This is a genomic window from Dactylosporangium sp. NPDC048998, assembly GCF_043197855.1.
Lineage (GTDB): Bacteria > Actinomycetota > Actinomycetes > Mycobacteriales > Micromonosporaceae > Dactylosporangium.
The window spans coordinates 151,340-176,379 of the sequence record NZ_JBICTV010000004.1 but is presented as its reverse complement, the minus strand read 5'-3'; the positions used below and the strand labels follow the sequence as shown (position 1 = coordinate 176,379).

At 73.6% G+C, this 25,040-nt stretch carries 17 protein-coding genes; 10 read left to right on the top strand and 7 right to left on the bottom strand.

What is annotated here, in order from left to right; genetic code table 11:
* Positions 1 to 286 precede the first annotated feature (286 nt).
* On the top strand, positions 287 to 3,724 hold the full coding sequence (gene dnaB / locus ACGFI8_RS11570) for a replicative DNA helicase (RefSeq protein ID WP_392803323.1): 3,438 nt from the start codon (positions 287 to 289) through the stop codon (positions 3,722 to 3,724).
* A 6-nt stretch (positions 3,725 to 3,730) separates the two neighbouring features.
* Here dnaB and ACGFI8_RS11565 read toward each other — a convergent pair whose 3' ends face one another.
* The 3 genes from ACGFI8_RS11565 to ACGFI8_RS11555 are packed head-to-tail and all read right to left on the bottom strand — an operon-like array spanning position 3,731 to position 8,206.
* Positions 3,731 to 4,351: a phosphoribosyltransferase gene (locus ACGFI8_RS11565; protein WP_392803321.1), complete on the bottom strand. Its 621-nt coding sequence runs from the start codon at positions 4,349 to 4,351 to the stop codon at positions 3,731 to 3,733.
* A 40-nt stretch (positions 4,352 to 4,391) separates the two neighbouring features.
* Positions 4,392 to 5,642 (bottom strand): glycosyltransferase 87 family protein, encoded by a 1,251-nt coding sequence (locus ACGFI8_RS11560; protein ID WP_392803319.1) that lies wholly within the window; start codon positions 5,640 to 5,642, stop codon positions 4,392 to 4,394.
* A 29-nt stretch (positions 5,643 to 5,671) separates the two neighbouring features.
* Entirely contained in the window at positions 5,672 to 8,206 is a 2,535-nt protein-coding gene (locus ACGFI8_RS11555; protein WP_392803317.1) for a putative bifunctional diguanylate cyclase/phosphodiesterase, read from the bottom strand.
* Positions 8,207 to 8,611: 405 nt separating this feature from the next.
* On the opposite strand from ACGFI8_RS11555, the gene moaC reads away from it, so the two are divergent.
* From moaC to ACGFI8_RS11535, 4 genes are read left to right on the top strand one after another with little or no spacing between them, the layout of a single operon-like run.
* Positions 8,612 to 9,040: a cyclic pyranopterin monophosphate synthase MoaC gene (moaC, locus tag ACGFI8_RS11550; RefSeq protein ID WP_392803315.1), complete on the top strand. Its 429-nt coding sequence runs from the start codon at positions 8,612 to 8,614 to the stop codon at positions 9,038 to 9,040.
* Positions 9,037 to 9,504, top strand: a complete 468-nt coding sequence (locus ACGFI8_RS11545; protein ID WP_392803313.1) for a molybdenum cofactor biosynthesis protein B — start codon at positions 9,037 to 9,039, stop codon at positions 9,502 to 9,504. Before moaC ends, ACGFI8_RS11545 begins: the two co-directional genes overlap by 4 nt.
* 42 nt (positions 9,505 to 9,546) lie before the next feature.
* Complete coding sequence (locus tag ACGFI8_RS11540) at positions 9,547 to 10,734, top strand: molybdopterin molybdotransferase MoeA (RefSeq protein ID WP_392803311.1); 1,188 nt, start codon at positions 9,547 to 9,549, stop codon at positions 10,732 to 10,734.
* On the top strand, positions 10,731 to 11,144 hold the full coding sequence (locus ACGFI8_RS11535) for a molybdenum cofactor biosynthesis protein MoaE (RefSeq protein WP_392803309.1): 414 nt from the start codon (positions 10,731 to 10,733) through the stop codon (positions 11,142 to 11,144). The genes ACGFI8_RS11540 and ACGFI8_RS11535 overlap by 4 nt, the downstream gene beginning before the upstream one ends.
* Here ACGFI8_RS11535 and ACGFI8_RS11530 read toward each other — a convergent pair.
* A complete protein-coding gene (locus ACGFI8_RS11530; RefSeq protein ID WP_392803308.1) occupies positions 11,107 to 11,619 on the bottom strand; it encodes a DoxX family membrane protein in 513 nt (170 codons plus the stop codon). The two genes, ACGFI8_RS11535 and ACGFI8_RS11530, sit on opposite strands and share 38 nt — an antisense overlap.
* A gap of 54 nt (positions 11,620 to 11,673) precedes the next feature.
* Between ACGFI8_RS11530 and ACGFI8_RS11525 the strand changes: the two genes are divergently transcribed.
* The 5 genes from ACGFI8_RS11525 (at position 11,674) to ACGFI8_RS11505 (ending at position 19,416) form a co-directional block, all read left to right on the top strand.
* Positions 11,674 to 13,020 (top strand): SWIM zinc finger family protein, encoded by a 1,347-nt coding sequence (locus tag ACGFI8_RS11525; protein ID WP_392803306.1) that lies wholly within the window; start codon positions 11,674 to 11,676, stop codon positions 13,018 to 13,020.
* 179 nt (positions 13,021 to 13,199) lie between these two features.
* Positions 13,200 to 14,741: a DUF5691 domain-containing protein gene (locus ACGFI8_RS11520; RefSeq protein ID WP_392803304.1), complete on the top strand. Its 1,542-nt coding sequence runs from the start codon at positions 13,200 to 13,202 to the stop codon at positions 14,739 to 14,741.
* Positions 14,738 to 15,865, top strand: coding sequence for an AAA family ATPase (locus ACGFI8_RS11515; RefSeq protein ID WP_392803302.1), 1,128 nt, complete (start codon positions 14,738 to 14,740; stop codon positions 15,863 to 15,865). The genes ACGFI8_RS11520 and ACGFI8_RS11515 overlap by 4 nt, the downstream gene beginning before the upstream one ends.
* Positions 15,855 to 18,206, top strand: coding sequence for a DUF5682 family protein (locus tag ACGFI8_RS11510; protein WP_392803300.1), 2,352 nt, complete (start codon positions 15,855 to 15,857; stop codon positions 18,204 to 18,206). The genes ACGFI8_RS11515 and ACGFI8_RS11510 overlap by 11 nt, the downstream gene beginning before the upstream one ends.
* Positions 18,199 to 19,416 carry a VWA domain-containing protein gene (locus tag ACGFI8_RS11505; RefSeq protein WP_392803298.1) on the top strand — a complete coding sequence of 406 codons (1,218 nt, stop codon included), beginning with the start codon at positions 18,199 to 18,201 and terminating at the stop codon, positions 19,414 to 19,416. Before ACGFI8_RS11510 ends, ACGFI8_RS11505 begins: the two co-directional genes overlap by 8 nt.
* Here the strand turns inward: ACGFI8_RS11505 and ACGFI8_RS11500 are convergent.
* The 3 genes from ACGFI8_RS11500 to ACGFI8_RS11490 all read right to left on the bottom strand — a co-directional run bounded on the left by ACGFI8_RS11500 (position 19,367) and on the right by ACGFI8_RS11490 (position 25,022).
* Positions 19,367 to 20,575, bottom strand: coding sequence for an ATP-binding protein (locus ACGFI8_RS11500; RefSeq protein WP_392803296.1), 1,209 nt, complete (start codon positions 20,573 to 20,575; stop codon positions 19,367 to 19,369). The genes ACGFI8_RS11505 and ACGFI8_RS11500 overlap by 50 nt on opposite strands.
* Positions 20,576 to 20,827: 252 nt before the next feature.
* Positions 20,828 to 21,670: a hypothetical protein gene (locus tag ACGFI8_RS11495; RefSeq protein ID WP_392803293.1), complete on the bottom strand. Its 843-nt coding sequence runs from the start codon at positions 21,668 to 21,670 to the stop codon at positions 20,828 to 20,830.
* 115 nt (positions 21,671 to 21,785) lie between these two features.
* A complete protein-coding gene (locus ACGFI8_RS11490) occupies positions 21,786 to 25,022 on the bottom strand; it encodes a UvrD-helicase domain-containing protein (RefSeq protein ID WP_392803290.1) in 3,237 nt (1,078 codons plus the stop codon).
* Positions 25,023 to 25,040: the final 18 nt, after the last annotated feature.

Sequence of the window (25,040 nt, the reverse complement as noted above, 5' to 3'; positions counted from 1 at the left end):
GAAAAATCTGCGGGCCTCTTTCTTCCGCACACAGGCTGTGGATTACGTAAGAGCAGGTCAGGAGGCATTCCTGGGTGCAACTTCGGGAGTTATCCACAGCCGTGTGCACAGTGTTTCCCAAGGCACGGGCCCCCGGTCCACAGGTTGTCCATAGCCTTGTCCACCGGCTAACTTTCGTCGAACGCCAGTCGCCCCATACCGTTGCGCGGGCGCGTCGCGCGCCGGCGAGTTTTTGTCATACCCGCGAGGTCTACTGGTCCACGCGGGTGTGGCGTTGGGGGGCGAAGTGTCGATCACCGAAGACAGGCGAACGGATCCGTGGGACGACGCGCCCCCGCCCGAGCCGCGCGGCGGTGGTGACCGCGCCGAACGACCCTCCGGCGGCGCCGAGACCTTCGAGCGCACCCCACCCCAGGACATCGCCGCCGAGCAGAGCGTCCTCGGCGGCATGCTGCTGTCCAAGGACGCCGTCGCCGACGTCGTGGAGATCCTCAAGACCAACGACTTCTACAAGCCGGCCCACAGCACCATCTTCGACGCGATCCTCGACCTGTACGGCCGCGGCGAGCCCGCCGACGCCGTCACGGTCGCCGCCACGCTCGCCGACTCCGGCAACATCGCGAAGATCGGCGGCGCGCCATATCTGCACACCCTGATGACCACGGTCCCGACCGCCGCCAACGCCAGCTACTACGCCCGCATCGTCGCCGAGCGCGCCGTCCTGCGCCGCGTCATCGAGGCCGGCACGCGGATCGTGCAGCTGGGATACGGCTCCGGCGGCCAGGGCGGCCGCGACGTCGACGACGTGGTCGACCTGGCCCAGCAGGCCATCTACGACGTCACCGAGAAGCGCGTCAGCGAGGACTTCGCCGTCCTGGCCGAAATGCTCCAGCCCACCCTGGACGAGATCGAGGCGGTCGGCGCCCAGGGCGGCATGATGACCGGCGTCCCGACCGGCTTCAGCGACCTGGACCGCCTCCTCAACGGCCTGCACGCGGGCCAGCTGATCATCGTCGCCGGCCGCCCCGGCCTCGGCAAGGCCCTGGCCCTCGACACACCGCTGCCCACCCCCGACGGCTGGACCACGATGGGCCAGGTCAAGGCGGGCGATCGGCTGCTCGGCGCCGACGGCCGCCCGACGACCGTCGTCAACGCCTTCGAGGTGCTGCACGATCGCCCGTGCTACGAGGTCGAGTTCTCCGACGGCTCAGTGATCGTCGCCGACGCCGAGCACCTGTGGAAGACCACAACCCGGACCGGCCGGAGCCAGCGCGCCGAGGTCGCGGCGGCCCCGGCGCGCGAGATCGGCGCGGCGGGCGTGGCGACCCTCCAGTTGATGCGATCGGGCCGGGCGCGGCGGCGGTCCGTGCGGGCGTATTCGCGGCAGGCCCTGCTGACCGCGCTGCGCGGGCGGGTCAACCGGACGACGAACGCCGAGACCACGGCGGCGCACCCGGGCACCGTTACGACCGCGGAGATCGCGGCAACGCTGCGTCATCCGGTCGACGGCCGGCTCAACCACGCCGTGGAGAACGCGGCCGCGCTGCAACTGCCCGAGCGGGATCTCCCCGTGCCGCCGCACACCCTGGGCGCCTGGCTGATCGCCGCGGATCAGCAGATCGTCGCGACCCGCGACCTGCGTGCGATCGGCGTCCTCGGCGACAAGCACATCCCGGCGCAGTATCTTCGCGCCTCCGAGCGGCAGCGCCGGGAACTGCTGGCCGGGCTGCTCGGCACTGACAGCACCGTCACGCCGACGGGCGACGTGCGGTTCACCTGCACCGCCGAGCGCCTGGCGAACGACGTGTTCGAGCTGGTGGTCGGCCTGGGCTACCGCTGCACGATGACCGGGGGAGCGACCTACAACGTCAACTTCACGACCGGCGACGCGAGGACGGGCGCGCGGTTTGTCGTCGCGGTGCGGCCGGTGCCGAGCGTGCCGGTGCGCTGTGTGCAGGTCGACAACGCCGACCACCTCTACCTCGCCGGCCGCGCGATGATCCCGACCCACAACTCGACGGCCGCCATGGACTTCAGCCGGGCGGCCTCGGTCAAGCACAACATGGCCTCGGCGATCTTCAGCCTGGAGATGTCGAAGGTCGAGATCGTCATGCGGCTGCTGTCGGCGGAGGCGCGGGTGCCGCTGCACGTGCTGCGGTCGGGGCAGCTGTCCGACGACGACTGGACCAAGCTCGCGCGGCGCATGGGCGAGATCAGCGAGGCGCCGCTGTTCGTCGACGACACGCCCAACATGAACCTCATGGAGATCCGAGCCAAGGCGCGCCGGCTCAAGCAGCGGCACGACCTGAAGCTCATCGTGGTCGACTACCTGCAGCTGATGACGAGCCCGAAGCGCACCGAGAGCCGGCAGCAGGAGGTCGCCGACCTGTCCCGTGGCCTGAAGCTGCTGGCCAAGGAGGTCGAGTGCCCGGTCGTCGCGGTCAGCCAGCTCAACCGCGGCCCCGAACAGCGCACCGACAAGCGCCCCCAGCTGTCCGACCTGCGTGAGTCGGGATGTCTCACGGCCGGCACGCGGATCATGCGCGCCGACACCAATGCCGAAACGACAATCGGCGAGCTGCTGAGGTCGGGCGCTCGGGACATTCCGGTCTGGGCCCTCAACGAGAAGCTCCAGTACGTCCCGCGAACGATGACGCACGCCTTCTCGAGCGGCCGCAAGGAGGTCTTCCGGATGCGGCTCGCGTCCGGAAAGGTGATCGAGGCGACGGCCAACCATCCGTTCCTGGCCTTCGCGGGGTGGACCCCGCTCGGCGAGCTGCGGGTGGGCGGTCGTATCGCCGTCCCACGTCATGTTCCGCCGCCGCTGCGGATCGAGCCTTTGCCGGAGCCCGAGGTGGTGCTGCTGGCGCACCTGCTCGGCGACGGCTCGCGGTCCCACGAGAAGGTTCTGCCGGAACGCCTGCACTCGCTGCCCAAGGAGCAGGTTCGGCTCTTCCTGCGCCACCTGTGGGCTACCGGCGGGTCGGTGACGGTCCGGCTGGACGGCGGTGGCGGACGAGTTCATTTCGCGTCCGCGAGCGAGGCGATGCTCAACGGCATCGCACGCCTGCTGCTCCGCTTCGGCATCACGTCCACGATTCGTACTAGCACGCCGGGCCCGGATCGGCCACGGCACACCCTGGAGGTCTCCGGCCGCGACGACCAGCTTCGCTTCGTCCGCGAGATCGGCGTTCACGGCGAGCGGGACCGGGCCTGCGAGCGGCTGCGCGCTCGGCTGGAAGCGGCGCATGACAACACCACCGTCGACACGATCCCCGCCGACGTGTGGAACTCCGTCCGGGCCGTGCTGCTGGAGCAGGGCGTTTCGCATCGGGAGTTCGCGCATGCCACCAGGACCTCGAACCGGTCACGGCTGTCACGGATCGCGGCGGTGCTGGACAGCGCGGACCTCGATCTGCACGCCACCAACGACGTCTGCTGGGACGAGATCCGATCCATCGAGAGCATCGGCGAGCAGGAGGTCTACGACGCGACCGTGGCCGGGGTGCACAACTTCGTGGCCAACGGGATAGCCACCCACAACTCGATCGAGCAGGACGCCGACGTCGTGATCCTGCTGCACCGCGACGACTACTACGACAAGGAGTCGCCGCGCGCGGGCGAGGCGGACTTCATCGTGGCCAAGCACCGTAACGGCCCGACCGACACGGTGACGGTGGCGGCGCAGCTGCATCTCTCCCGGTTCGTGGACATGGCGATCTAGGTCGGGCTACGAGAGCAGGCGGGTCACGTCGGAGTCGGCCAGCTGGCGGAAGTCGTCGTAGTAGCGGCTCACCGCGCCGAAGTCGGACTCCTTCAGGAGGCAGACGACCTCGTCGGCCAGGCTGGTCAGGCGGGTCACGGCGGCGGTGGCGCCTACCGGGGTGGCCAGGACGACGCGCGCGGCGGACAGGGTGCGGGTCACGGCCACGGCGGCACCGGCCGTGGCGCCCGTGGCCAGACCGTCGTCGATGATGATGGCGGTGCGGCCGGTCAGGTCCAGGGGCGGGCGGCCGAGCCGGAAGAGGCGCTCGCGGCGGCGCAGTTCCATGGTCTCGTGGCGGACCACCAGGTCGATCTCGTCCTCGTCGAGGCGGGCGGCGATGTCCTCGTTGAGGACCTGGACGCCGCCCGGGCCCAGGGCGCCGAACGCCACCTCGGGGGCCCACGGGACGCCGAGCTTGCGGACGACGAGGACGTCGAGCGGGATGCGCAGGCGGCGGGCGACCTCGGCCGCTACCGGGACGCCGCCGCGGACCAGGCCCAGGGCCACGGCGTCGGGGCGGTCGGCGTATCCGGCCAGGCGATCGGCCAGCGCCGAGCCGGCCTCGACCCGGTTGCGGAAGCCCATACCTCCTGTGTACGCCGAGTGCGCGCCCCGCGTCACGGGGTCATCGACCGGCTTCCCCCGGCCGGGCGAGTTCGGGCGGGCGCAGCGACCACCACAGGGCGAGGAAGGCGACCGGGTACAGCAGGTAGCCGAACCTCGTGCTCGGCGTGAGCATGATGGCGGCGGTGAGGCCGGCGGCGACGTACGCGGCCGCGGTGCCCGCGGTGGTCGGGGGGCGACGCAGCAGGCGGACGGCGATGGCCACGCCCGCGAGCAGGAGCAGGGCGAGCGCGATCGCGCGGCCGCCGGCGACGCTCGTGGCGATGAGGTGGCCGGGCAGCGGGGACTGCGCGGGGCTGGTGACCAGGCCGTGGCCGGCGGGAAAGCGCAGCGCGTTCTCGATGTAGGAGTCGGCGTCGACGAGCAGCGCGGGCACGAGGGCGAGCAGCGGGATGCCGAACGCGCCGGCGGCGAACCAACCGGCCGTCCGAGAGATCGTGAACCGGTCGAGGAGCCGGGGCGCGGGCGGGGAGTCCGGGTCGCGGGCGGCCAGGACCAGCGCGAGCAGGACCAGCGCGACCGGGAGGGCGAAGAGCTTGAGCGCCCCGGCCAGGCCAGCGGCGACGCCGGCGGCGACGAAGCGGTCGCGGGCGGCGAAGGCCAGGGCGAGCAGGCAGAGCGTGAGCACGGGCAGGTCGTCGCCGCCGGTGGCGAGGGTCAGGGTGCACAGGGGCAGCACGGCCACCGCCTGGGCGAGGCGCAGGGACCGCTGCGGTGGGGAGCCGGGGCGGAGCAGGCTCATGCAGTACACCAGGCAGAAAACGGTGACCACCGCGAACCAGACGCGGGCGTCGGTCCACCACGCCGCGCCGAAGGCGGCGCGGGGCAGACCGAAGAGGGCCATGCCCGGCTGGTACGGCGCGTAGCCGAGCAGTCGCTCGTCCGCGGGCAGGCCGGCGATCGCGGTGTGGCTCAGGTATGGCGTGCCGGCGTCGACGAGGCGGGCGCCCATCTGCTCGACGACGAGGACCTCCTCCTGCGCGCGGTCGGTGCGGCCGGCGGCGCGCTGCGCGGCCTCGACGGCGAGCGGCAGGAGCGCGGTCGCGGCGAAGGCGAGGGGCACGACGCGGAGGCGGCCGATGACGAGGACGGCGAGGGCGGCGGCCGCGTAGCCGATCCATGCGATGGCGCCCCACGCGCGGTGCGGCAGGAGGGTGGAGGTGAGCGCGGTGACGCCGGCGAACACGGCGCAGAGCGCGTAGCCGGCGGCGTCGAGGAGGCGGGGGCGCAGATCGGTGGCTATGCGGACCATTCTGGTGCAGGGGGATCCGGTGCAGGGGATCAGGTCGACTTCTCCCGGCCGGGGGGCTCGCCGCCCATGCTCATCCGGCGCGCGCGGCGGCTGCGCGACATGCGGATGACGGATCCGGTGTCGTGCAGCGGGTCGGCGAGTCGGCCGTCGCCGCGCTGGAGGGCGGCGAGGAGCCGATCGGCGGGCATCGCGCGGGCGAAGAGGTGGCCCTGTCCGGCCGGGCAGCCGAGCTCCCAGAGTTGCTGGCGCTGGTCCTCGCGCTCGACGCCCTCGGCGACGATGAGCAGGTCGAGGCTGCGGCCGAGGTCGATGGTGGAGCGGACGACGGCGCCGGGGGCGGAGGCGTTCATCGCGGCGACGAAGCTGCGGTCGATCTTGAGCTCGTCGACGGGGACGCGGGCGAGGGTGGCCAGCGACGAGAAGCCGGTGCCGAAGTCGTCGAGGGCGAGGCGGACGCCCTGTTCGCGCAGGGCGGCGAGGACCTCGTCGACGACCTCGAGCTTGCTCATCGTGACGGACTCGGTGAGCTCGATGACGAGGGAGGAGGAGGGCACGCCGCGGGCGGCGAGGCGGCGGGCGACGGCGTCGGGGAAGGAGGGGTCGAGCAGGCTGCGCGGGGAGACGTTGACCGCGACGGGGACGGGGTAGCCGGCGTCGCCCCACTGGGTGACGGCGATGAGGGCCTGGTCGAGAACGGCGTCGGCGAACGCGGCGAGCTGGCCGGAGCGCTCGATGGCGCCGAGGAACCGGTCGGGGCCGAGGTGCCCGCGGTCGGGGTGGTGCCAGCGGGTGAGCGCCTCGGCGGCGATGACCCGCCCGCCGGCGAGGTCGACGATCGGCTGGAAGTGGACGGTGAACTGCTGCTCGGCCACGGCTCGGGCGAGGTCGCCGCCGAGGGTGAGGCTGCCGATGTCGGCGGTGTCGCGGGCCCGGGCGTAGACGACGACCCGCTGCCCCTCCTGTTTGGCCTGGTAGAGCGCGACGTCGGAGCGGCGCAGCAGCTCGCCGACGGTGCCGCCGCTGCCGGTGGTCACGCCGCAGCTGGCCTCGACGCTGATGCGCATGTCGTCGAGCTCGATCGGCGGGGCGAGCGCGTCGAGCATGGCGTGGGCGTGCAGCTCGGCGAGGGCGGGTGCGCTGAGGCCGGCGAGGACGACGGCGAACTCGTCGCCGCCGAAGCGGGCGACCAGGTCGCCGGGGCGGGCGGCCTCGGCGAGGCGCTCGGCGACGGCGATGAGGACCCGGTCACCCTCGGCGTGCCCGAGGGTGTCGTTGACCTCCTTGAAGTGGTTGAGGTCGATGAGCAGCACGCCGACGACGCCGACGCCGGAGCCGGCCGCGAGGATCTCGTCGCCGTACTGCTGCAGCCGCCGCCGGTTGGCCAGGCGCGTGAGCGGGTCCTGCGCCGCGGCGCGCGCGTGGCTGTCGGCGAGGCGCTGGGTCTCGGCGAACGTGGCGGCGTTGCGGATCGCGGTGCACAGGGCGGCGGTGAAGGTGCGCAGCGTGTACTGCTCACGCTCGGTGAACCGGACCGGGCCGGCGCCGCGGAAGCGCAGCCGCAGCTCGCCGAGATCGGCGTCGCCGCGGTAGCTCTCCAGCGCGATGGGAATCAGGAAGCCCTCGGCGGTCGGCGCGTCGCCGGGCGAGCCGTCGAAGAGGATCCGGGTGCCGTCGCTGCGGACCAGGCGCGCGCCGCCGTTCGGCGGGTGGATCTCGACCTCGGCCTCGTCCGTGGAGAAGATGTCGGCGGCGCGGCGGACGGCGGCGTAGAGCACCGCGGTCTGGTCGACGGAGTTGAACTCGTCCGTGGCCTCGGCGAGGCGCTGCCAGGCCTCGTTGCCCTGGCGGGTGCGCATCTGGTTGGCCGCGGCGAGGTGGATCGCGTACACCAGCGGGGGCAGCACGAGCAGCAGCCACTCGCTGATCCGGTACGCCGCGACGGTGGCCAGGGCGACGGCGAAGAGGCCCAGCCGGGTGATCACCCGCACGTCGCGTTGTGCCAGGAGGCGCTGCCGGAACGAGGTGTGCGTGACGATCGCGAACAGCGCGTGCGACACGATCTCGTCGACCAGCGCGTAGGCGACGAGCGCGGCGAAAGCGCCCGGTATGACGCCGGGGATGCTGAATCCCGGATTCAGCAGAATCGGCACCTGGCCGATGGCGGCGACGGCGAAAACGGCGGCGGTCGCGCCGATCGTCTCCTTTGCCACATTGAAGCTGATTTTTACCGGATCGGTGCGGCGCTGTGCCAGCAGATGGAGAAAGGTGCCGCAGGCCGTACCGAGAATCACCGGCGGCGGCGGGAGAAACACGGCGGCGACGGTGAGCACCGCGGTGGTCGGTGTGATGAGGGTCGAGGTCGAGCGGATGCGGACCTCGACGATGGCGAAACCGTTGCCGATCAGCACGATGGTGAGGACCGCCATGGCGCCGGCCAGGCGGCTGTGGTCGGCGATGTGCCAGAGCGCCCAGATCGCGGCCCCGGCCCCGCCGACGACGACGGGACCAACGAGACGCCACAGGCGCCGGTTGGTCGCGTCGTCGGTTCGCGGTTGTTTCTGCATTGCCGTCGAGCTTCATCGTGGCCGATGCCGCTCCAGGCTTGTCAACCCGTCGAGCGGGTTCAGCCCCAGAGGTAGTCCTTCTTCTGCATTTCTTCCCCAAAGGTCGTTCGCGGATACGACCCCCGTGTTCCCGCTCAGTCATCGAAAGTCATCGAAGTCCCGAGCGCTGAACGCAGCCTAGGGTGCAAAACGCAAGGTGCTCAAGGCGATTTGTCGGTCGAATCATAGTTTGCGAACTATAGTGGGCATTGTCACGATTTAGTGAGGTGAACGTGACGCTCTGTATAGCGAATTCGACGCAACTAGCCCCTAGCGTGCATGATCAACTGGGCTTCCGTGCGGGAGGATTAAGCTCACCAAGTGCCAGAAGAGCTGACCCACGTGGACGCTTCGGGCGCCGCCCGGATGGTCGACGTGGCCGCCAAGGACGTGACCACGCGGCGGGCCGTCGCGGCGGGATTCGTCCGCACCACAAGCGAAGTGGTCGACCTGTTGCGTGACGGCGCACTGCCGAAGGGTGACGCGCTGGCGGTCGCCCGGGTCGCCGGGATCATGGGCGCGAAGCGCACCCCGGACCTCATCCCGCTATGCCACCCGATCGCCCTGCACGGTGTGACGGTTGAGTTAACACTGTGTGACGATATGATTGAAATCGAGGTCGTGACGCGCACCGCCGACCGCACCGGCGTGGAGATGGAGGCGCTCACCGCCGTGGCGACCGCCGGCCTCGCGCTCATCGACATGATCAAGGCCGTCGACCCGTCGGCGTCGCTGGAATCGGTGCGCGTGCTGCGCAAAGAGGGCGGCAAGACCGGCCTGTGGGAGCGGTCGTGAAGGCCGTCGTCGTCGTGGCCTCCAACCGGGCCGCGGCCGGGGTGTACTCCGACACCAGCGGCCCGATCCTCGTGGCCGGCCTGCGCGAGCTCGGCTTCTCCGTCGGCGACCCGGTCGTGGTGCCCGACGGCCCGCCCGTCGAGGCCGCGCTGCGCGAGGCGGTCGCCGCCGGTGCCGACGTGGTGCTGACCAGCGGCGGCACCGGGATCACGCCTACCGACGCCACCCCGCAGATGACCCGGCGGGTGCTCGACTACGAGGTACCGGGCATCGCCGAGGCGATCCGCGCGGCCGGCGCGGCCAAGGTCCCGGCCGCGATCCTGTCCCGCGGGCTGGCCGGCGTCGCCGGGCGCACGCTGATCGTCAACCTGCCCGGCTCGCGTGGCGGGGCAAAGGACGGCCTGGCGGTCCTCGGCCCCGTTCTCGCGCACGCCGTCGACCAGCTCCGTGGTGGCGATCACTGACGGACACCGGTCAGCTCCACGTTGACCGTCTAGGCTTTCGTCGTGACGTTACCGATCGCGTGGGCAGCCGCCCGCGAGGCGGTGTTCGAGGCGGGCTCGGCGGCCGCGCCGGGTCCGATCCCGGTCCCGCTCGCCGAGTCCGACGGCCTCACGCTCGCCGCGCCCCTGGTGACCCTGACCGACCTGCCGGCCTTCCCGACCTCCAGCGTCGACGGCTGGGCGGCGCGCGGCCCAGCCCCGTGGCGGATCGTCGGGCAGGTGCTCGCCGGCGACACCGCGGCGCCGCTGACCGAGGACGGCACCTGCGTCGAGATCGCAACGGGCGGCATGGTGCCCGTCGGTACCGCCACGATCGTCCGGGTCGAGGACTCCACCATCGCCGACGGCGCCGTCACCGGCGAGCCCCGGCGGCTGCCCGACTGGCGGGAGCAGGGCGAGGAGGCCGCCGCGGGCGAGGAACTGCTGCCCGCCGGCACGCCGGTCACGCCGGGCGTCATCGGGCTGGCCGCGTCGTGCGGGTACGACACCCTGACCTGCCGCCCCGCCCCACGCGCGGCGCTGCTGGTCTTCGGCGACGAGCTGCTCACCACCGGCACCCCCGGCGCCGGCCGGGTCCGTGACGCGCTCGGCCCCTCGCTGCCGTCCTGGCTGCGCCGGGCGGGCACCGAGGTGATGCACACGCGCGTGCCGGTTGCCGACACGCTCGAGGAGCACGTCGCCGCGCTGCGCGCCGCGATCGACGCGGGCGCCCAGCTGATCTGCACCACCGGCGGCACCATGCACGGGCCGGTCGACCACCTGCACCCGGCGCTGGCCGAGCTGGGCGCGACGTACGTCGTGAACACCGTCGCGGTGCGCCCCGGGTTCCCGATGCTCGTCGCGCGGCTGCCCGGCGGCCAGTTCGTCGCCGGCCTGCCCGGCAACCCGCAGTCCACGTTCGTCGCGCTCGTGTCCCTGGTGCTGCCGCTGCTGGCCGGGCTGACCGGCCGACCGATGCCGGCACTGGGCACGGTGACGCTGGGCGCCGACGTGCCCGGCCGCGGCGACTTCACCCACCTCGCGCTCGTCACGCTCGCCGGCGGCCGGGCGCACCCGGTCGCCCACGTCGGCTCGTCGATGCTGCGCGGCCTCGCCAACTCGGTGGGGTTTGCGGTGATCCCGCCGGGCGCCGAGGGTCACGAGGGCACGGTGGCCCAGCTCGTAACGCTGCTGGACGGGGAACGATCGTGATCAGGGCCGAGGTGACCACCGAGCCGCTCGACGTGCGCGCGCACGAGCTCGCGGTCGCGCACCGCGCCGCCGGGGCCGTCGTGTCGTTCGCCGGCGTCGTGCGCGACCACGACGGCGGGCGCGGCGTGCTCGAGCTCGAGTACGAGGGGCACCCCAGCGCGGGCGACGTCCTCGCCGAGGTGGCCGCGGAGATCGCCGCGGACCCGGCGGTGCACGGGCTCGCGGTGTCGCACCGGGTCGGCCGCCTGGAGATCGGCGATGTGGCGCTCGTCGCCGCGGTGTCGACCGCGCACCGAGCGGAGGCCTTCGCGCTCTGCGCCCGGCTGGTCGACGAGGTCAAGGCCCGGCTGCCGGTCTGGAAGCGTCAGGTGTTCACCGATGGCGAAGAGGAGTGGGTGAACTGTCCCTGAGGCGCCGCTTCGCCCGTCGCAGCGTCCGCTTCGCCGCGTGACCGGCCCGCCAGCGCAGGTCCGGGCGGCCCTCGTGGTCGAGCGCGGCCAGCAGCAGGCCGCCGACCAGCCCGATGTTCTTGAGGAAGTGGATCCGCTGCGTGGCGCGCTCCCGCGGGTCCTCGACGCTCCAATACGGGTGACCAGCCAGCGTGGTCGGCACCAGCGAGCCGGCCAGCAGCAGCGCCGCCGGGCGGGCCGCGTGCCCGGTGGCGAGCAGAATCCCGCCGGCCATCTGGGCGGCGCCGTTGACCCGCACCAGCGTCTCCGCGTCGGTCGGCAGGCTCGGGTGCAGCGCCTTGATCGTCGGTTCCATCCGGTCGGTGACCGGCCGGGCGCGCTCGGCGAGCTTCTCCGGGTCGCGGAACGCGGCCCAGCCCTGGACCACGAAGATCGCAGCGAGCATCGAACGGGCCGCGGTACGCACGGGTCTCATGGCGGCAACATACCCACCCGAGAAATGTCGTACCCCCTCACTACGGTTAGCAGCATGGCCGAAGCAACGACGGTCACCACGGTCTGGACCACCGACCAGGTGATGGCGCTGGCACCCGACTCGTCCGCACAGCGGGCGGCGCGCGGGCTCGCCGGCGACCGCTCCTGGCTGGAGACCGGGCTGAGCGCCGCGGACGACATCGACCCGACCCTGTGGGGCCTCTGCCAGGGCAGCGGCAGCACGCCCTATCAGACCGCGGTCGACCTGACCGAGCCCGCCTTCAAGTGCACCTGCCCGAGCCGGAAGTTCCCCTGCAAGCACGCGCTGGGCCTGCTGCTGCGCTGGTCGTCCGGCGCGGTGCCCGAGGCCGTCGCGCCCTCGTGGGCGAGCGCGTGGCAGGCGTCACGGGCCGCTCGCGCCAATCGCGCCGCCGCGCCCGCGTCGGAGCAGCCCGCATCCGGGGGCGGTAGTGCGAGCAGGTCCGCCCCCAGCGAGAAGGCGCAGGCCAGGCGGGCCGACCGGATCGCCGCCGGGCTCGAGGAGCTGGACCGCTGGCTCGCCGACCAAGCCCGCTCCGGCCTGGCCGGGGCCGGCCGCGGCGGCGCCTCCTGGGACACGATGACCGCCCGGCTCGTCGACGCCCAGGCCGCCAGCGCCGCGGGGATCCTGCGCCGCACCGCCGCGGTCATGGGCTCGCCGGAGCGGCTCCTCGGCGAACTCGCCCGGCTGCACCTGCTCGTCGGCGGCTATCGGCGCCTTGCCGAGTTGCCCGAGGACCTCGCGGCCAGCGTGCGCATGCGCATCGGCGTGCCGATCGCCACCGAGACCGTCCTCGCCGGCCCCGCCGTGCGCGACCGCTGGCAGGTGCACGGCGTCCGCGACGAGATCGAGGACCAGCTCACCGTCCGCCGCGCCTGGCTGCGCGGGGCCGGCTCCGGCCGCCCGCTGATCGTGCTGTCGTTCGCCGTCGCCGGCCAGTCGCTGCCGATCGACCTGCTGCCGGGCACCGAGTTCGACGCCGACGTGTGCCTCTACCCGGGCGGCCGGCCCGAGCGCGCCCTCATCGCCAAGCGCCACGCCCCGCCCGAGCGTATGCAGGCCGTCGCCGGCCGCGCGGGCATCGAGGCCAACCTGCGGGCCCACGCGGAGGCCCTGGCCGGCGACCCCTGGCTGGACTACTGGCCGATGGCCGTCGACGCCGTCTGCCCCGTCCGCGACGGCGCCGCCTGGCTCCTCGCCGACGCCGAGGGCAACGGGCTGCCGTTCGACCCGGCGGCGGGTGAGCCGTGGCGCCTGGTCGCCGTCACCGCCGGCCGCCCCGCCACCGTCACCGGCGAGTGGTCGGCGGCCGGCTTCCGCCCGCTGGGCGTCTGGTCCGACGCCAGGCTGGTGCGGCTGTGACCTCCCCGCCGTCGACCCCGGGCGCCCCCGGGGTCGCTCCGCCGCCCGCGCCGCCGCCCGCGCCGTCGTCCGAGCCCCCGGCGCATCGCAGTTCGTCCAGGTCACCGGGGCTTCCCGGCCAGCGCGCGCCGCTGCCCGAACCCCCGCCGCCACCGGAGACCTCGACGGACATTTCGGACTTGTCCGGTCTTCCCGACTGGGGGGACGTGCTCGCGACCGCGCTCGTCGGGACGCAGCGGCGCACGCTGCCCGCCGGGGTGGGCGCGCCGGGCGAGGATCCGGCCGAGGCGCTGCTGGATGCGGCGGGGACGCTGACGCTGTACCGGCGGGCCGGGTTCCGGGCGCGCACCGGGCTGGTCGTGCCGGCGCCCGCGCCGGACGACTCGGACATTCCGCTCGTGTCCTGGTCCGCGGCGGCCCGGGCGGCCGACCTGCTGGCGGTGGACGCGGCCGGATACGGGACCAGCAACGCCGTGCCGGTCCGCGACGCCGACGGGCGGCTCGAGCTGCTCGCCGAGTGGCTCGGGGCGATCGGGCACCGGCGTGTCCCCGGCGAGCTGCTGCCCGCTTTGCTGGAGATCGGGCGGCGGCACCGCGCGCTGCGGGCGCTCATCGCCGCGGCCGGTGGGCCGCGCGCCGCCTGGCTCGCCGCGCAGCGGCCCGACTGGGGATACCTCGACGCCGCCGCGGTCGAGGCGCCCGCCGACGACCCGCAGGGCTGGGATCTGGGCTCGATCGGCCGGCGGGTCGGCATCCTGACGGCCGTGCGCCGCGGCGGGCCGGAGGGCGAGCAGCGCGGCCGCGACATGCTCGCCGAGGTCTGGGCGAGCGAGACGCCCGACGACCGGGCCGCACTGCTGGGCGCGCTGGCGACCGGGCTGTCCGGCGCCGACGAGCCGGTGCTGGAGGGTGCGCTCGACGATCGGCGCAAGGAGGTGCGGCTCGCCGCGCTCGACCTGCTCGCGCTGCTGCCGGACAGCTCCTACGCCCGGCGGATGATCGAGCGGAGCACGGCCTGCGTGCGGGTCGTGGGCGGGCGTATCCAGGTGGTGCCCCCCGTGGCGTGCGACAAGGGTATGCGCCGCGACGGCCTCGTGCCGCGGCCGCCGGCCGGGGTGGGCGAGCGCGCCTGGTGGCTGGAGGAGCTGCTCACGCGTACCCCGCTGCGGGTGTGGGGCGAGCCGGAGGAGTTCCTGAGCCTGCCCGTGACGGACGAGTGGGCCGTGGTGCTCCGCCGCGGGCTGGCTCGCGCCGCCGCCGGGCAGCGCGAGCCGGGCTGGGCCACGGCGCTGACCGGACGGCTGACCGAGGAGGTCGTCGCGGGCGGGCGGCCCGACGACCGGCTGCTGCTCGAGGCGCTCTACGACGCGCTGCCACCCGAGGCGCTGGCCACGATCGCGGTGGAGGTCCTGCGTCGCGGGCTGGCCGGCGCGGCCGCGGTCGGGGTCGAGCACGTGCTCGAGCTGTGCCCGCGGCCGTGGCCGCCCGCGCTGGTCGAGGCCGTCTTCGGCGCGCTCGACGACCTGGGCGGACGCCGCTCCGCCGGCTGGCGACTGGCGGGGCTGTGCGAGCTTGCCGCCCTCCGGCTGCCCGCCGGCACCGCCGCGCGCGCCACGGCGCTGGCCGCGGGGCTGCCCTCCGACGATCCGATGTCCTCCATCGTCGGCCGCTTCGCCGACACCCTCCGGTTCCGCCACGACATGCTCGAGGAGCTCGCGTGACCACAGTCGATGTCACAGCCGCCCACGTCGACGGGGCGCCCGTCGCCGAGACGGTGCAGCGGCGGCACGCCGAGGACGAGTTCGCCGCGGAGCTCGTGGCGCTCGCGGCCGGCGACGACCGGCCGCGGCCGCCGGGGTGGCGGCTGTCGCCCGCGGCGGTCGTGACGTATCTGCTCGGCGGCGAGGCGGCCGACGGGACGCTGATCGCCCCGAAGTACGTCGGGCCGCGTCGCCTGATGGAGGTCGCGGTTGCCACGCTCGCCACCGACCGGGCGTTGCTGCTGCTCGGCGTGCCGGGCACGGCCAAGACGTGGGTGTCGGAGCACCTGGCCGCGGCGATCAGCGGCGACTCGACCCTGCTGGTCCAGGGCACCGCGGGCACGCCGGAGGAGGCCATCCGGTATGGCTGGAACTACGCCCGCCTGCTCGCCGAGGGGCCGAGCCGGGGCGCGCTGGTGCCGAGCCCGGTCCTGCGGGCGATGGCCGACGGGCGCATCGCGCGGATCGAGGAGCTGACCCGCGTGCCGTCCGACGTGCAGGACACCCTCATCACGATCCTGTCCGAGAAGACCCTGCCGGTGCCGGAGCTGGGCCAGGAGGTCCAGGCCCGCAAGGGCTTCAACGTGATCGCCACCGCCAACGACCGGGACCGGGGCGTCAACGAGCTGTCCTCGGCGCTGCGCCGCCGGTTCAACACGGTGGTCCTGCCCGTGCCCGCCGGCGTCGAGGAGGAGGTCGACATCGTGGCCCGGCGGGTCGCGGCGCTGGGCAAGGCCCTGGAGCTGCCCGAGCTGCCGCCCGCGGTCGACGAGATCCGGCGCGTGGTCACGGTGTTCCGCGAGCTGCGCAACGGCGTCACCGAGGACGGCCGGACGAAGCTGAAGTCGCCCAGCGGCACCCTGTCGACCGCCGAGGCCATCTCGGTGGTCACCAACGGCATAGCGCTGGCCGCCCACTTCGGCGACGGCGTGCTGCGCGCCGGCGACGTCGCCGCCGGCATCCTCGGCGCCGTGGTCAAGGATCCGGTGTCGGACCAGGTCGTCTGGCAGGAGTATCTGGAGACGGTTATCCGCGAGCGTGAGGGCTGGCGAGACTTCTACCGAGCGGCCCGCCGTGGCGAGTGAGCCGCTCCTGCTGGGCGTGCGCCACCACGGCCCGGGCTCGGCGCGCGCGGTGCGCCGGGCCCTGGCCGCGTTCCAGCCGGAGGTCGTGCTGATCGAGGGGCCGCCCGAGGCCGACCCGCTGGTGCCGTATGCCGGGGACGAGGACATGCGCGCGCCGGTGGCCCTGCTGGCGTATCCGGCCGACAACCCCGACCCGAAGTTGCGCGCGTCGTTCTGGCCGCTCGCCGAGTTCTCCCCGGAGTGGCAGGCGATCCGGTGGGCGGTGGCGCGGGAGGTACCGGTGCGGTTCATCGACCTGCCGGCCGCCATCCGCCTGGCGTCCCCGCCGGCTCCGGCGGCCCCGGCGGATGCCTCGGACGACGACGCGGTGCGCATCGACCCGATCGGCGCGTTGGCCGAGGCGGCCGGGTACGACGACCCCGAGCGCTGGTGGGAAGACGTGGTCGAGCACCGCTTCCAGACTGCAGGACCACCGACGCCAGCCGATGAATCCGACATTTCCGATTTCGGCGCGATGGGGGGCGTCGGGCTCTTCGCCGCCGAGCCCGACGTGGACGAGGCCGAGCTGCGGGCCGCAACGGCGCCGTTCGCCGCGATCGCGGAGGCCATGACCGTCGTGCGGGCCCACGCACCGCGGCCGCCCGAGGCGGAGCGCGTTGACGAGGAGCGGCGCGAGGCGTACATGCGGACCGGGCTGCGGACGGCGATGAAGGAGTTCGAGCGGGTGGCCGTGGTCTGCGGCGCGTGGCACGTGCCCGCCCTGACCGCGCCGCTGCCCAGCGCCTCGGCCGACGCGGCGACCGTGCGCGGGCTGCCGAAGATCAAGGTGGCCATGACCTGGGTGCCGTGGACACACGCGCGGCTGGCGTCGTGGCAGGGGTACGGGGCCGGGGTGCGCTCGCCGGGCTGGTATCACCACCTGTTCACCTCGGTCGACGAGCACGTCATCGAGCGGTGGCTGGTGCGGGCCGCGGGCGTGCTGCGCAAGGACGGCGTCCCGGTCTCGAGCGCGCACGTCATCGAGGCGACCCGGCTGGCCGAGGCGCTGGCGACGATGCGCGGCCGGCCGCTCGCCGGGCTCGCCGAGGTCACCGATGCGGCGCACGCCGTGCTGTGCGACGGCGACGACCTGCGGCTGGCGCTGATCAACCGGCGGCTGGTCGTGGGGGACCGGCTCGGGCGGGTACCGGATCAGACGCCGGGCGTGCCGATCGCCCGGGACGTGGCCGGCAGCCAGCGGCGGTTGCGGCTGCCCCCTCGGGTCGAGCGCCGCGAGCTGAAGCTCGACCTGCGCCAGCCGTTCGACCTGGAGCGCAGCCGGCTGCTGCACCGGCTGCGGCTGCTCGGCGTCGGGTGGGGCAAGGTTCTGGCCGCGGCCAAGGGCAAGGGCACGTTCCGCGAGGAATGGGAGATCGCCTGGCAGCCGGAGTTCGCGGTCGACCTGGTGGAGGCGGGGGCATACGGCACGACGGTGCTCGAGGCCGCCACCGCCCGGGTCGCCGAGCAGGCCGCGGCCGCGGCGACGCTGGCGGACGTGACCGCGCTGGTGGAGCGGTGCCTGCTGGCCGACCTGCCGGACGCGCTGCCGGGCGTGCTCGACGCGCTCGACGAGCGGATGGCGCTGGACGCCGACGTGGCGCACCTGATGGACGCGCTGCCGGCGCTGGCGCGCACGCTGCGATACGGCGACGTGCGCGGGACCGACCTGTCCGCGCTGCGTGAGGTGACCCTCGGGATGATCACCCGCATCTGCGTCGGGCTGCCGGCGGCGGTCGGCGGGCTCGATGACACCGCCGCGGCGGTCATGCGGGACCGGATCGACGGGGTGCAGGCCGCGCTCGCGCTGGTCGACGACGCCGAGGCGCAGGCGCGCTGGCAGGCGGTGCTGGCCGGGCTGTCCACCCGGGACGACCTGCATGGCCTGCTGACGGGGCGGATGAACCGGCTGCTGCTGGACGCCGGCGCGGTGGACGCGGACGAGATCGGCGCCCGGATGGCGCTGGTGCTGACGGTCGGCGTGCCGGTGGCACGCACGGCGGCGTGGATCGAGGGGTTCCTGGCCGGCGACGGGCTGCTGCTGGTACACGACGAACGCCTGCTGGCGCTGGTCGATGCGTGGCTGACCGGCATACCGGCGGAGGCGTTCGTCGAGGTGTTGCCGCTGCTGCGGCGCACGTTCAGCGACTACCCGGCGCCGCAGCGCCGGATGATCGGCGAGCGGGCGGCGCATATCGGCACCGGGCGCCCTGGCGCCCGCGAGGACGAGGACGTGGACTCCGCCCGGGGTGCGCTGCTGCTGCCCGTCGCGGCCCGGCTGCTGGGGAGGGAGCTGCATGTCTGAGCAGGACGAGGCCGACGAGCGGCTCCGGCGCTGGCGGCTGGCGCTCGGCGGTGCGCCGGGGGCGGAGGGGACCGGGTATGCGCTGAGCGGCACCGATGCGGCGGTCGACGCCGCGCTCGGCGCGCTCTACGACGGGGGCGCGGACGGCGAGGCGAGGCAGCGCGGGGCGGGGCTCGGCGCGTCGGCGCCGCGGGTCGCGCGCTGGCTGGGCGACATCCGGCAGTACTTCCCGTCGACCGTCGTGCAGGTCATGCAGGCCGACGCGATCGAGCGGCTCAACCTCACCCGGCTGCTGCTCGAGCCCGAGATGCTCGACGCGGTGGAGCCCGACGTGCACCTGGTCGGCACGCTGCTGTCGCTCAACCGGGTCATGCCCGACAAGAGCAAGCGGGCCGCGCGCAAGGTCGTGGCCAAGGTCGTCGCCGAGCTGGAGCGGCGCATCGCGCAGCCGACCCGCACCGCGCTCAGCGGCGCGCTCAACCGGGCCGCGCGGATCAACCGGCCGAGGCACCGCGACATCGACTGGAACCGCACGATCCGGGCGAACCTCAAGCACTACCAGGCCGAGCGGCGCACGATCGTGCCGGAGCGGCTGATCGGCTACGGCCGGCGGGCGCAGGCGGTGCAGCGTGACATCGTGCTGTGCGTGGACCAGTCCGGGTCGATGGCCGCCTCGGTCGTCTACTCGGGGGTGTTCGCCGCGGTCCTGGCCTCGATGCGCTCGCTGAAGACGTCGCTGGTCGTGTTCGACACCGCCGTGGTCGACCTGACCGACCGGTTGAGCGACCCGGTCGACGTGCTGTTCGGCACCCAGCTGGGCGGGGGCACGGACATCAACCGGGCGATCGCGTACGGCCAGCAGCTGGTCACCCGGCCGCGGGACACCATCTTCGTGCTGATCAGCGACCTGTACGAGGGCGGCGTGCGCGAGGAGATGCTGCGCCGGGTCGCGGCGATGACGGCGGCCGGGGTGCAGGTGATCACCCTGCTCGCGCTGTCGGACGAGGGCGCGCCCGACTACGACCGGGAAAACGCCGCGGCGCTCGCCGCGCTGGGGGTGCCGGCCTTCGCGTGCACCCCGGACGTGTTCCCGGAGCTGATGGCGGCCGCGATCGAGCGCCGCGACCTGCGCGGCATCATGGAGCGCGCGGCGGCGAAACCTACTCCGCCGGCTGGGTCCGCAGGTAGCGGGCGAAGTGGGGGACCGTGAAGGCGACCGTGCCCCGCTCGCCGGAGTAGATGAGGCCCTTTTTGATCAGCGCGTCCCGGGCCGGGGACAGGCTGGCTGGCCGGCGGCCGAGCGTGCGGGCGATCTCCGAGGTCGGCACCGCCTCCGACACGTCGACGGCCGGGAGCAGCGCGGCCATCGTGCGCATATATTCGCGCTCGGCCGGGGTCGCGCGCTCGTAGCGCGAGCCGAAGAAGCCCACGGCCAACTCCGCCTCCGCCTCGGGCGCGGCGACCCGCACGTCGGCGGCGGTGATCGGCGAGCGCGGCGCGTGGTCCCAGGTCGCCTTGCCGTAGGCCTGGACGAAGTACGGGTAGCCGCCGGAGGCCTCGTAGAGCGCGTCGAGGGCCTTCGGCTCGTACTCGACCTCCTCGCGCTCGGCCGGCGCCGTGAGCGCCAGGTCGGCGGCGATCCGGTCGAGGCGGTCGATGCGCTGATACCGGAACAGCCGCTCCGAGTACGACTTCGAGGCGGACAGCAGCGCGGGCACGTGCGGCAGGCCGGCGCCGACCACGATGAGCGGCGCGCCGGTCTGCGACAGCTCGTGGCAGGCCGCGCACAGCGCGGAGATGTCGTCGGCGGCCAGGTCCTGCAGCTCGTCGATGAACAGCGCCACGCCGGTGCCCACGTCGATGGCGACGCTCGCGGCGTCGGTGAACAGCTCCACGAGGTCGATCTCGATGTCGCCGGAGTCGGCCCGGCCGGTCGCGGCGGGCACGTCGATGCCCGGCTGCCAGCGGTCGCGCAGCTTCGAGGGCGGCTTGCGCGGGTCCTCGCGCAGCGCGAACGCCTTGAGCACGCCGAGGAACTCGTCGATGCGGTCCGGCGCGCGATGGTGCGGCGCGAGCTCACGGACGGCCATGTGCAGGGCGGCGGAGACCGGCCGGCGCAGCGACTGGTCGGGCCGCGCCTCGATCTTGCCGGTGCCCCACAGATGCGAGATCGCCTCGGAGCGCAGCGTGTTGAGCAGCACGGTCTTGCCGACGCCCCGCAGCCCGGTGAGCATCAGCGACCGCTCGGGCCGGCCCCGGGCGACCCGCTCGAGCACCACGTCGAAGGCGTGCAGCTCACGGTCGCGCCCGGCGAGCTCCGGCGGGCGCTGCCCGGCGCCGGGCGCATAGGGATTGCGAACCGGGTCCACGAATCGCACAGTATCGGGCTTTCTAGCGCGCAGGCTAGAACCGCGTAGAGGAACCTCTACGGCGTGTCGTCGTGGAATATCTACGGCTTTCTAGCGCGCACGCAAGACAGCCTTATAAGAGCGCATCGAACGCGCGTTCGATGCCAGGCTCGAACTAATGTACTACACCCCCGCGGAGCCCCGTCGCAAGGGGGGCCAGAAAACCGCCGGCCCAGGCGAGTGCCCGGGCCGGCGTCCGCGAAAGGGGGTTGCTCACTTGCGCAGCTTCAGGCAGAGCACGAAGTCCTGCGAGTCGACGGGGCTGTCGAAGAAGAAGTCGTGCGTGTACCCCTCCGTGCCCGCGCACTTGCTCTTGTCAGTCGTGTTGGGAATCCTCTTGAGCACCTCGTAGGTGCCCGCCGTGCACTGCACCTTCTGCATCTGCGGCTTTTCGTTGCTGGGGCCGACGTTCTTGATGCACTCGCCGACCTTGACGGTCGCCGCGTCGCCGGCCTGGACGCCGCCCTTGCTCGGGCCGGTCGAGGGCGCCGCGCTGCCGCCCGCCGACGGGGCGTCGCCGCCCGCGGAGCTCGACGAGCCCGGGTTCGTCGAAGACCCGGCCGTCGGGGTGTCCTTCTTGTCGCCCTTGAGCACGTAGTAGTAGACGCCCACGCCGCCGCCACCGCACAGCAGCAGCACGACGATCGCGGCCAGCGCGATCATGCCGCCGGAGCGCTTCTTCTTCGGCGGCTCGGCCGGCGGCGGCGGGCCCCACGGCGGCTCGTCGTTGTAGCCCGGGGGCTCGTTACCGTACGGCTGGTAACCGCCCGGCTGCTGGTAGGTGCGGTCGTCGCCGTAGCCGCGCCGGTCGTCGTACCCGCCCGGGCCCCCATAGCCGCCCTGGTCGCCGTAACCGCCCTGCCCGTAACCACCCTGGTTGCCGTAACCGCCCTGGCCACCCTGCCCGTAGCCGCCCTGGCCGTAGCCCTGGTCCGACTGGCCCCACGACGGCTGGCCGTGTTCCGGCTGCCCATAGGGGTCCTGCTGACCGCCCTGCTGCCATGGGTCCTGAGGTTGACCCCGGTACGGTCCGCCCGGCGGTCCGTAACCCGACATGATGTCCTCCTGGTCCTCGGCCGTGGTCGGCGTGGTGAGCCTATCGGCGCGAATGCAGCTACGGTAGCGCCACCCCCCAATACCGTGACCTCACGAATCCGCGCCAAAAAGCGGTTCAGATCAGGCGCAACTGTCGATCTTTGGGCTTCCGCGGGGCCGCCGGGCCGCGCCGCTCGAGCAGGCCCGGATCGATCGCGGAGAGGAACGGCGACGGCGCCATCTCCCGCTCGGAGCCGTGCCGGAACCGGATGCGGCTGTGCGAGACGAAGAGCCGGTCCTGCGCCCGGGTGAGGCCGACGAAGAACAGCCGGCGCTCCTCGGCGACGTCGTCCTGCGACTGGCGCGCGCCCGCGAACGGCCGCAGCGGCAGCAGCCCGTCCTCACAGCCGACCAGGAACACGACCGGGAACTCCAGGCCCTTCGAGGCGTGCAGGGTGAGCAGGTTCACCCGGTCCGCCCGCGGGTCCCAGCCGTCGACCTCCGCGCCGGTGGCCAGCGCGCCGAGGAACTCGTCGAGGTCGCTGCCGGCGCGCAGGGCGGGCGGCGTCATCAGGTCGACCGCGTTCCACACGTCGGCCTCGGAGAGCCCGATGAGGTCGCTGTCGAGCTGGCCGCAGCGGCCGGCGACGACCTGACCGGCCAGGCGCACCCGGGCCGCGATCGAGCCGCCGAGGCCGTCGGCGAAGCGCAGCTCCCGGGCGATCGCGGCGACGCCGGGGCGGTCGAGCAGGCGGTCGTGGGAGCGCTTCTGCACCGGCACGCCGGCCCGGGACAGCGCGTCGACGACCGGCGCGGCCTGGGCGTCGGTGCGGTAGAGCACGGCGATGTCCGAGAACGACATCGCCCCGACCGTGGCGCGGGAGTCGACGCGCCCGTCGTGCGAGCGATGGGACAGGCCGCCGACCAGCTCGTCCACGGTACGCACAACGAAGTCTGCCTCGTCGGCGACCGACGCGGCGGGGTACAGCCCGACCATCGGCGCCTCGAGGTCGAGCCGCGCCGGGTCGAGCCGGCGCCCCGGCACCAGCGTCGTCGGGGCGATCGCCTGCACCGCGGCGGCCAGGATCGGCGCCGACGAGCGGTAGTTGCGGGTCAGGCGCACCACCCGCGCGTCGACCTCGGGCGTGGAGAAGTCGCCGGCGAAGCGCAGGAAGAAGGAGACCTCGGCGCCGCGGAAGGAGTAGATCGCCTGGTCGGGGTCGCCGATCGCACACAGGTTGCCGCCGGGCGGGCACAGCAGCCGCAGCAGCTCGTACTGCACCGGGTCGACGTCCTGGTACTCGTCCACGAAGATCCACTGCCAGCACGCCCGGTAGCGGTCGACCAGCGCGGGCGTCTCGGCCAGCAGCTGGACCGTCAGCGTGAGCAGCTCGTCGAGCGACACCAGGTCGCGCGCCCGCAGCGCCTTGGCCAGCGACTCCCGCGTCGCCGGCTCCATCGCGGCGAGCGCCTTGCGGGCCTCGCGCTCCGGCAGCGGCTCCAGCGCGGCCAGCAGGTCCGCCTCCTCGGCGATGCGGAACTGCGGGGTCAGCCCGACGGCGGCCGCGTTCTCGCGCAGGATCGACAGGCCCAGCGCGTGGAACGTGGATACCGTCACCGCCTCGGTCACCGGCCCGAGCAGCACCTCCAGCCGCTCGCGCAGCTCCTCGGCGGCGCGCCGGGTGAACGTGATCGCCAGGCACTCCTCAGGAAACACGCCGAGCTCGGCGCACAGGTATGCGATGCGGTGCGTGAGTGTCCGGGTCTTGCCGGTGCCCGGCCCGGCCACGATGAGCAGCGGGCCGCCGGGCGCGGAGGCCGCCACCCGCTGCAGCGCATCGAGCCGGTCGAGCAGGCCGGTGCCGACCTCCTCCATGCCGGCCAGCATGGGCTCGAGGGGCTCGTGCGGCGAGGGCGGGGGCGCGATCGGCGGTGGGGGCGGCGCGGCCTCCGCGGGTTGGGGCCGGCGCCGCTTCGCCTGGGGTTTCGGGGCCGCTTCCGCTTTGCGCTGCTTGGGCAGCTCCGGCATCGGTACCTCGAACAGCACGTCCTCCTGCACGCTCCCGCGCAGCTCGGCGGGCTCGAAGAGCCGGATCACGCCGTACTCGCCGTCGTAGCCGGGCGTGCGGTGCACCTGGCCGCGCCGCAGCCGGGCGATGCCCTCGCCGAGCAGCTCGCCGCCGGCTCGGGCGATGTCCTCGACCGGCACGTCGCGCAGGATGGCGAGCTCGGGGCCCAGTTCGGCGACGAGTGCGGCGAGCTTCTCGTCGACCGTTTTCGACTTCGGCCCCACGCCGTTGATCTCGCCCAGGATCTCGTGCAGCTGGATGAGGTGCGTGACCCCGGGCGCACCCGCCGGCACGTAGCCCTCCGGCCGGTCGGCGAGCTCCTCGACCCGGTGCAGCACGCCGACGGTCAGCGGCTTGGCGCACTCCGGGCAGCGCCCCTGCGCCTCGCGGGTGCGCGCCGGCGGCCAGTTGACGTCGCACGCCCGGTGCCCGTCGGCGTGGTACTTGCCCTCCTCGGGAAAGAACTCCAGCGTGCCGACCAGCCCGTCGCCCGTGCGGAGCATGTCGCGCACGCCCGTGTAGGACAGCTCGCCCCGCAGTACCGTGGCCTCGCGAGCCAGCGCGGGAGCGGAGTGCGCGTCGGAGTTCGACACCAGGCGGTACCGGTCCAGTGACGACACCCGCCAGTTCATCTCCGGGTCGGAGGACAGGCCGGTCTCGACGGCGAAGATGTGCTCGGCCAGGTCGGCGTAGCAGTCGGCGATCGCGTCGAAGCCCGACTTCGAGCCGAGCGCGGAGAACCAGGGCGTCCAGATGTGGGCCGGGACCAGAAAGCCGTCCGGGCTCGCCTCGAGCGTGATCTCCAGCAGGTCGCGCGAGTCCAGCCCGAGGATCGGCCGGCCGTCGGAGCCCAGGTTGCCGATGCGGCCCAGCGCCGCGTTGAACCGGCCGACCGCCTCGAAGTCCGGCTGGTAGATCAGGTGGTGGACCTTGCGGGTGCGGTCGCCGCGCTTGTAGATCGTGGAGATCTCGACCGACAGCATGAATCGCACGGCCCGATCGGCCACGCCCGTGACGCGGCCGAGCCGCGGCGGCAGCCGGCGCAGGACGTCGGCCTCGCGGTCGGGGTGCAGGCGGAACAGGCCCGGCTCGGCCGGCACCAGCGCCTCGCGCAGGTGGTCGTGCCAGGCCGGGTGCGTGAAGTCGCCGGTGCCCAGCAGGGCGATGCCCTTGCGCCGCGCCCACCAGGTGAGCGTCTCGATGCTGAGGTCGCGACTGCACGCCCGGGAGTACCGCGAGTGGATGTGCAGGTCGGCCACAAACGAGGGATCTTCACCGAACGAATCGGGGGCGTTCGAGGGCACGCTGCATCCTGCCACAGC

Excerpts from the sequence above, each read along its gene's own strand:
- ACGFI8_RS11530 (WP_392803308.1), bottom strand. The coding sequence starts at position 11,619 with ATGAGACCCGTGCGTACCGCGGCCCGTTCGATGCTCGCTGCGATCTTC.
- ACGFI8_RS11555 (WP_392803317.1), bottom strand. The coding sequence starts at position 8,206 with ATGCAGAAACAACCGCGAACCGACGACGCGACCAACCGGCGCCTGTGG.
- moaC (WP_392803315.1), top strand. The coding sequence starts at position 8,612 with ATGGTCGACGTGGCCGCCAAGGACGTGACCACGCGGCGGGCCGTCGCG.
- ACGFI8_RS11560 (WP_392803319.1), bottom strand. The coding sequence starts at position 5,642 with ATGGTCCGCATAGCCACCGATCTGCGCCCCCGCCTCCTCGACGCCGCC.
- ACGFI8_RS11495 (WP_392803293.1), bottom strand. The coding sequence starts at position 21,670 with ATGTCGGGTTACGGACCGCCGGGCGGACCGTACCGGGGTCAACCTCAG.
- ACGFI8_RS11525 (WP_392803306.1), top strand. The coding sequence starts at position 11,674 with ATGGCCGAAGCAACGACGGTCACCACGGTCTGGACCACCGACCAGGTG.
- ACGFI8_RS11565 (WP_392803321.1), bottom strand. The coding sequence starts at position 4,351 with ATGGGCTTCCGCAACCGGGTCGAGGCCGGCTCGGCGCTGGCCGATCGC.
- ACGFI8_RS11505 (WP_392803298.1), top strand. The coding sequence starts at position 18,199 with ATGTCTGAGCAGGACGAGGCCGACGAGCGGCTCCGGCGCTGGCGGCTG.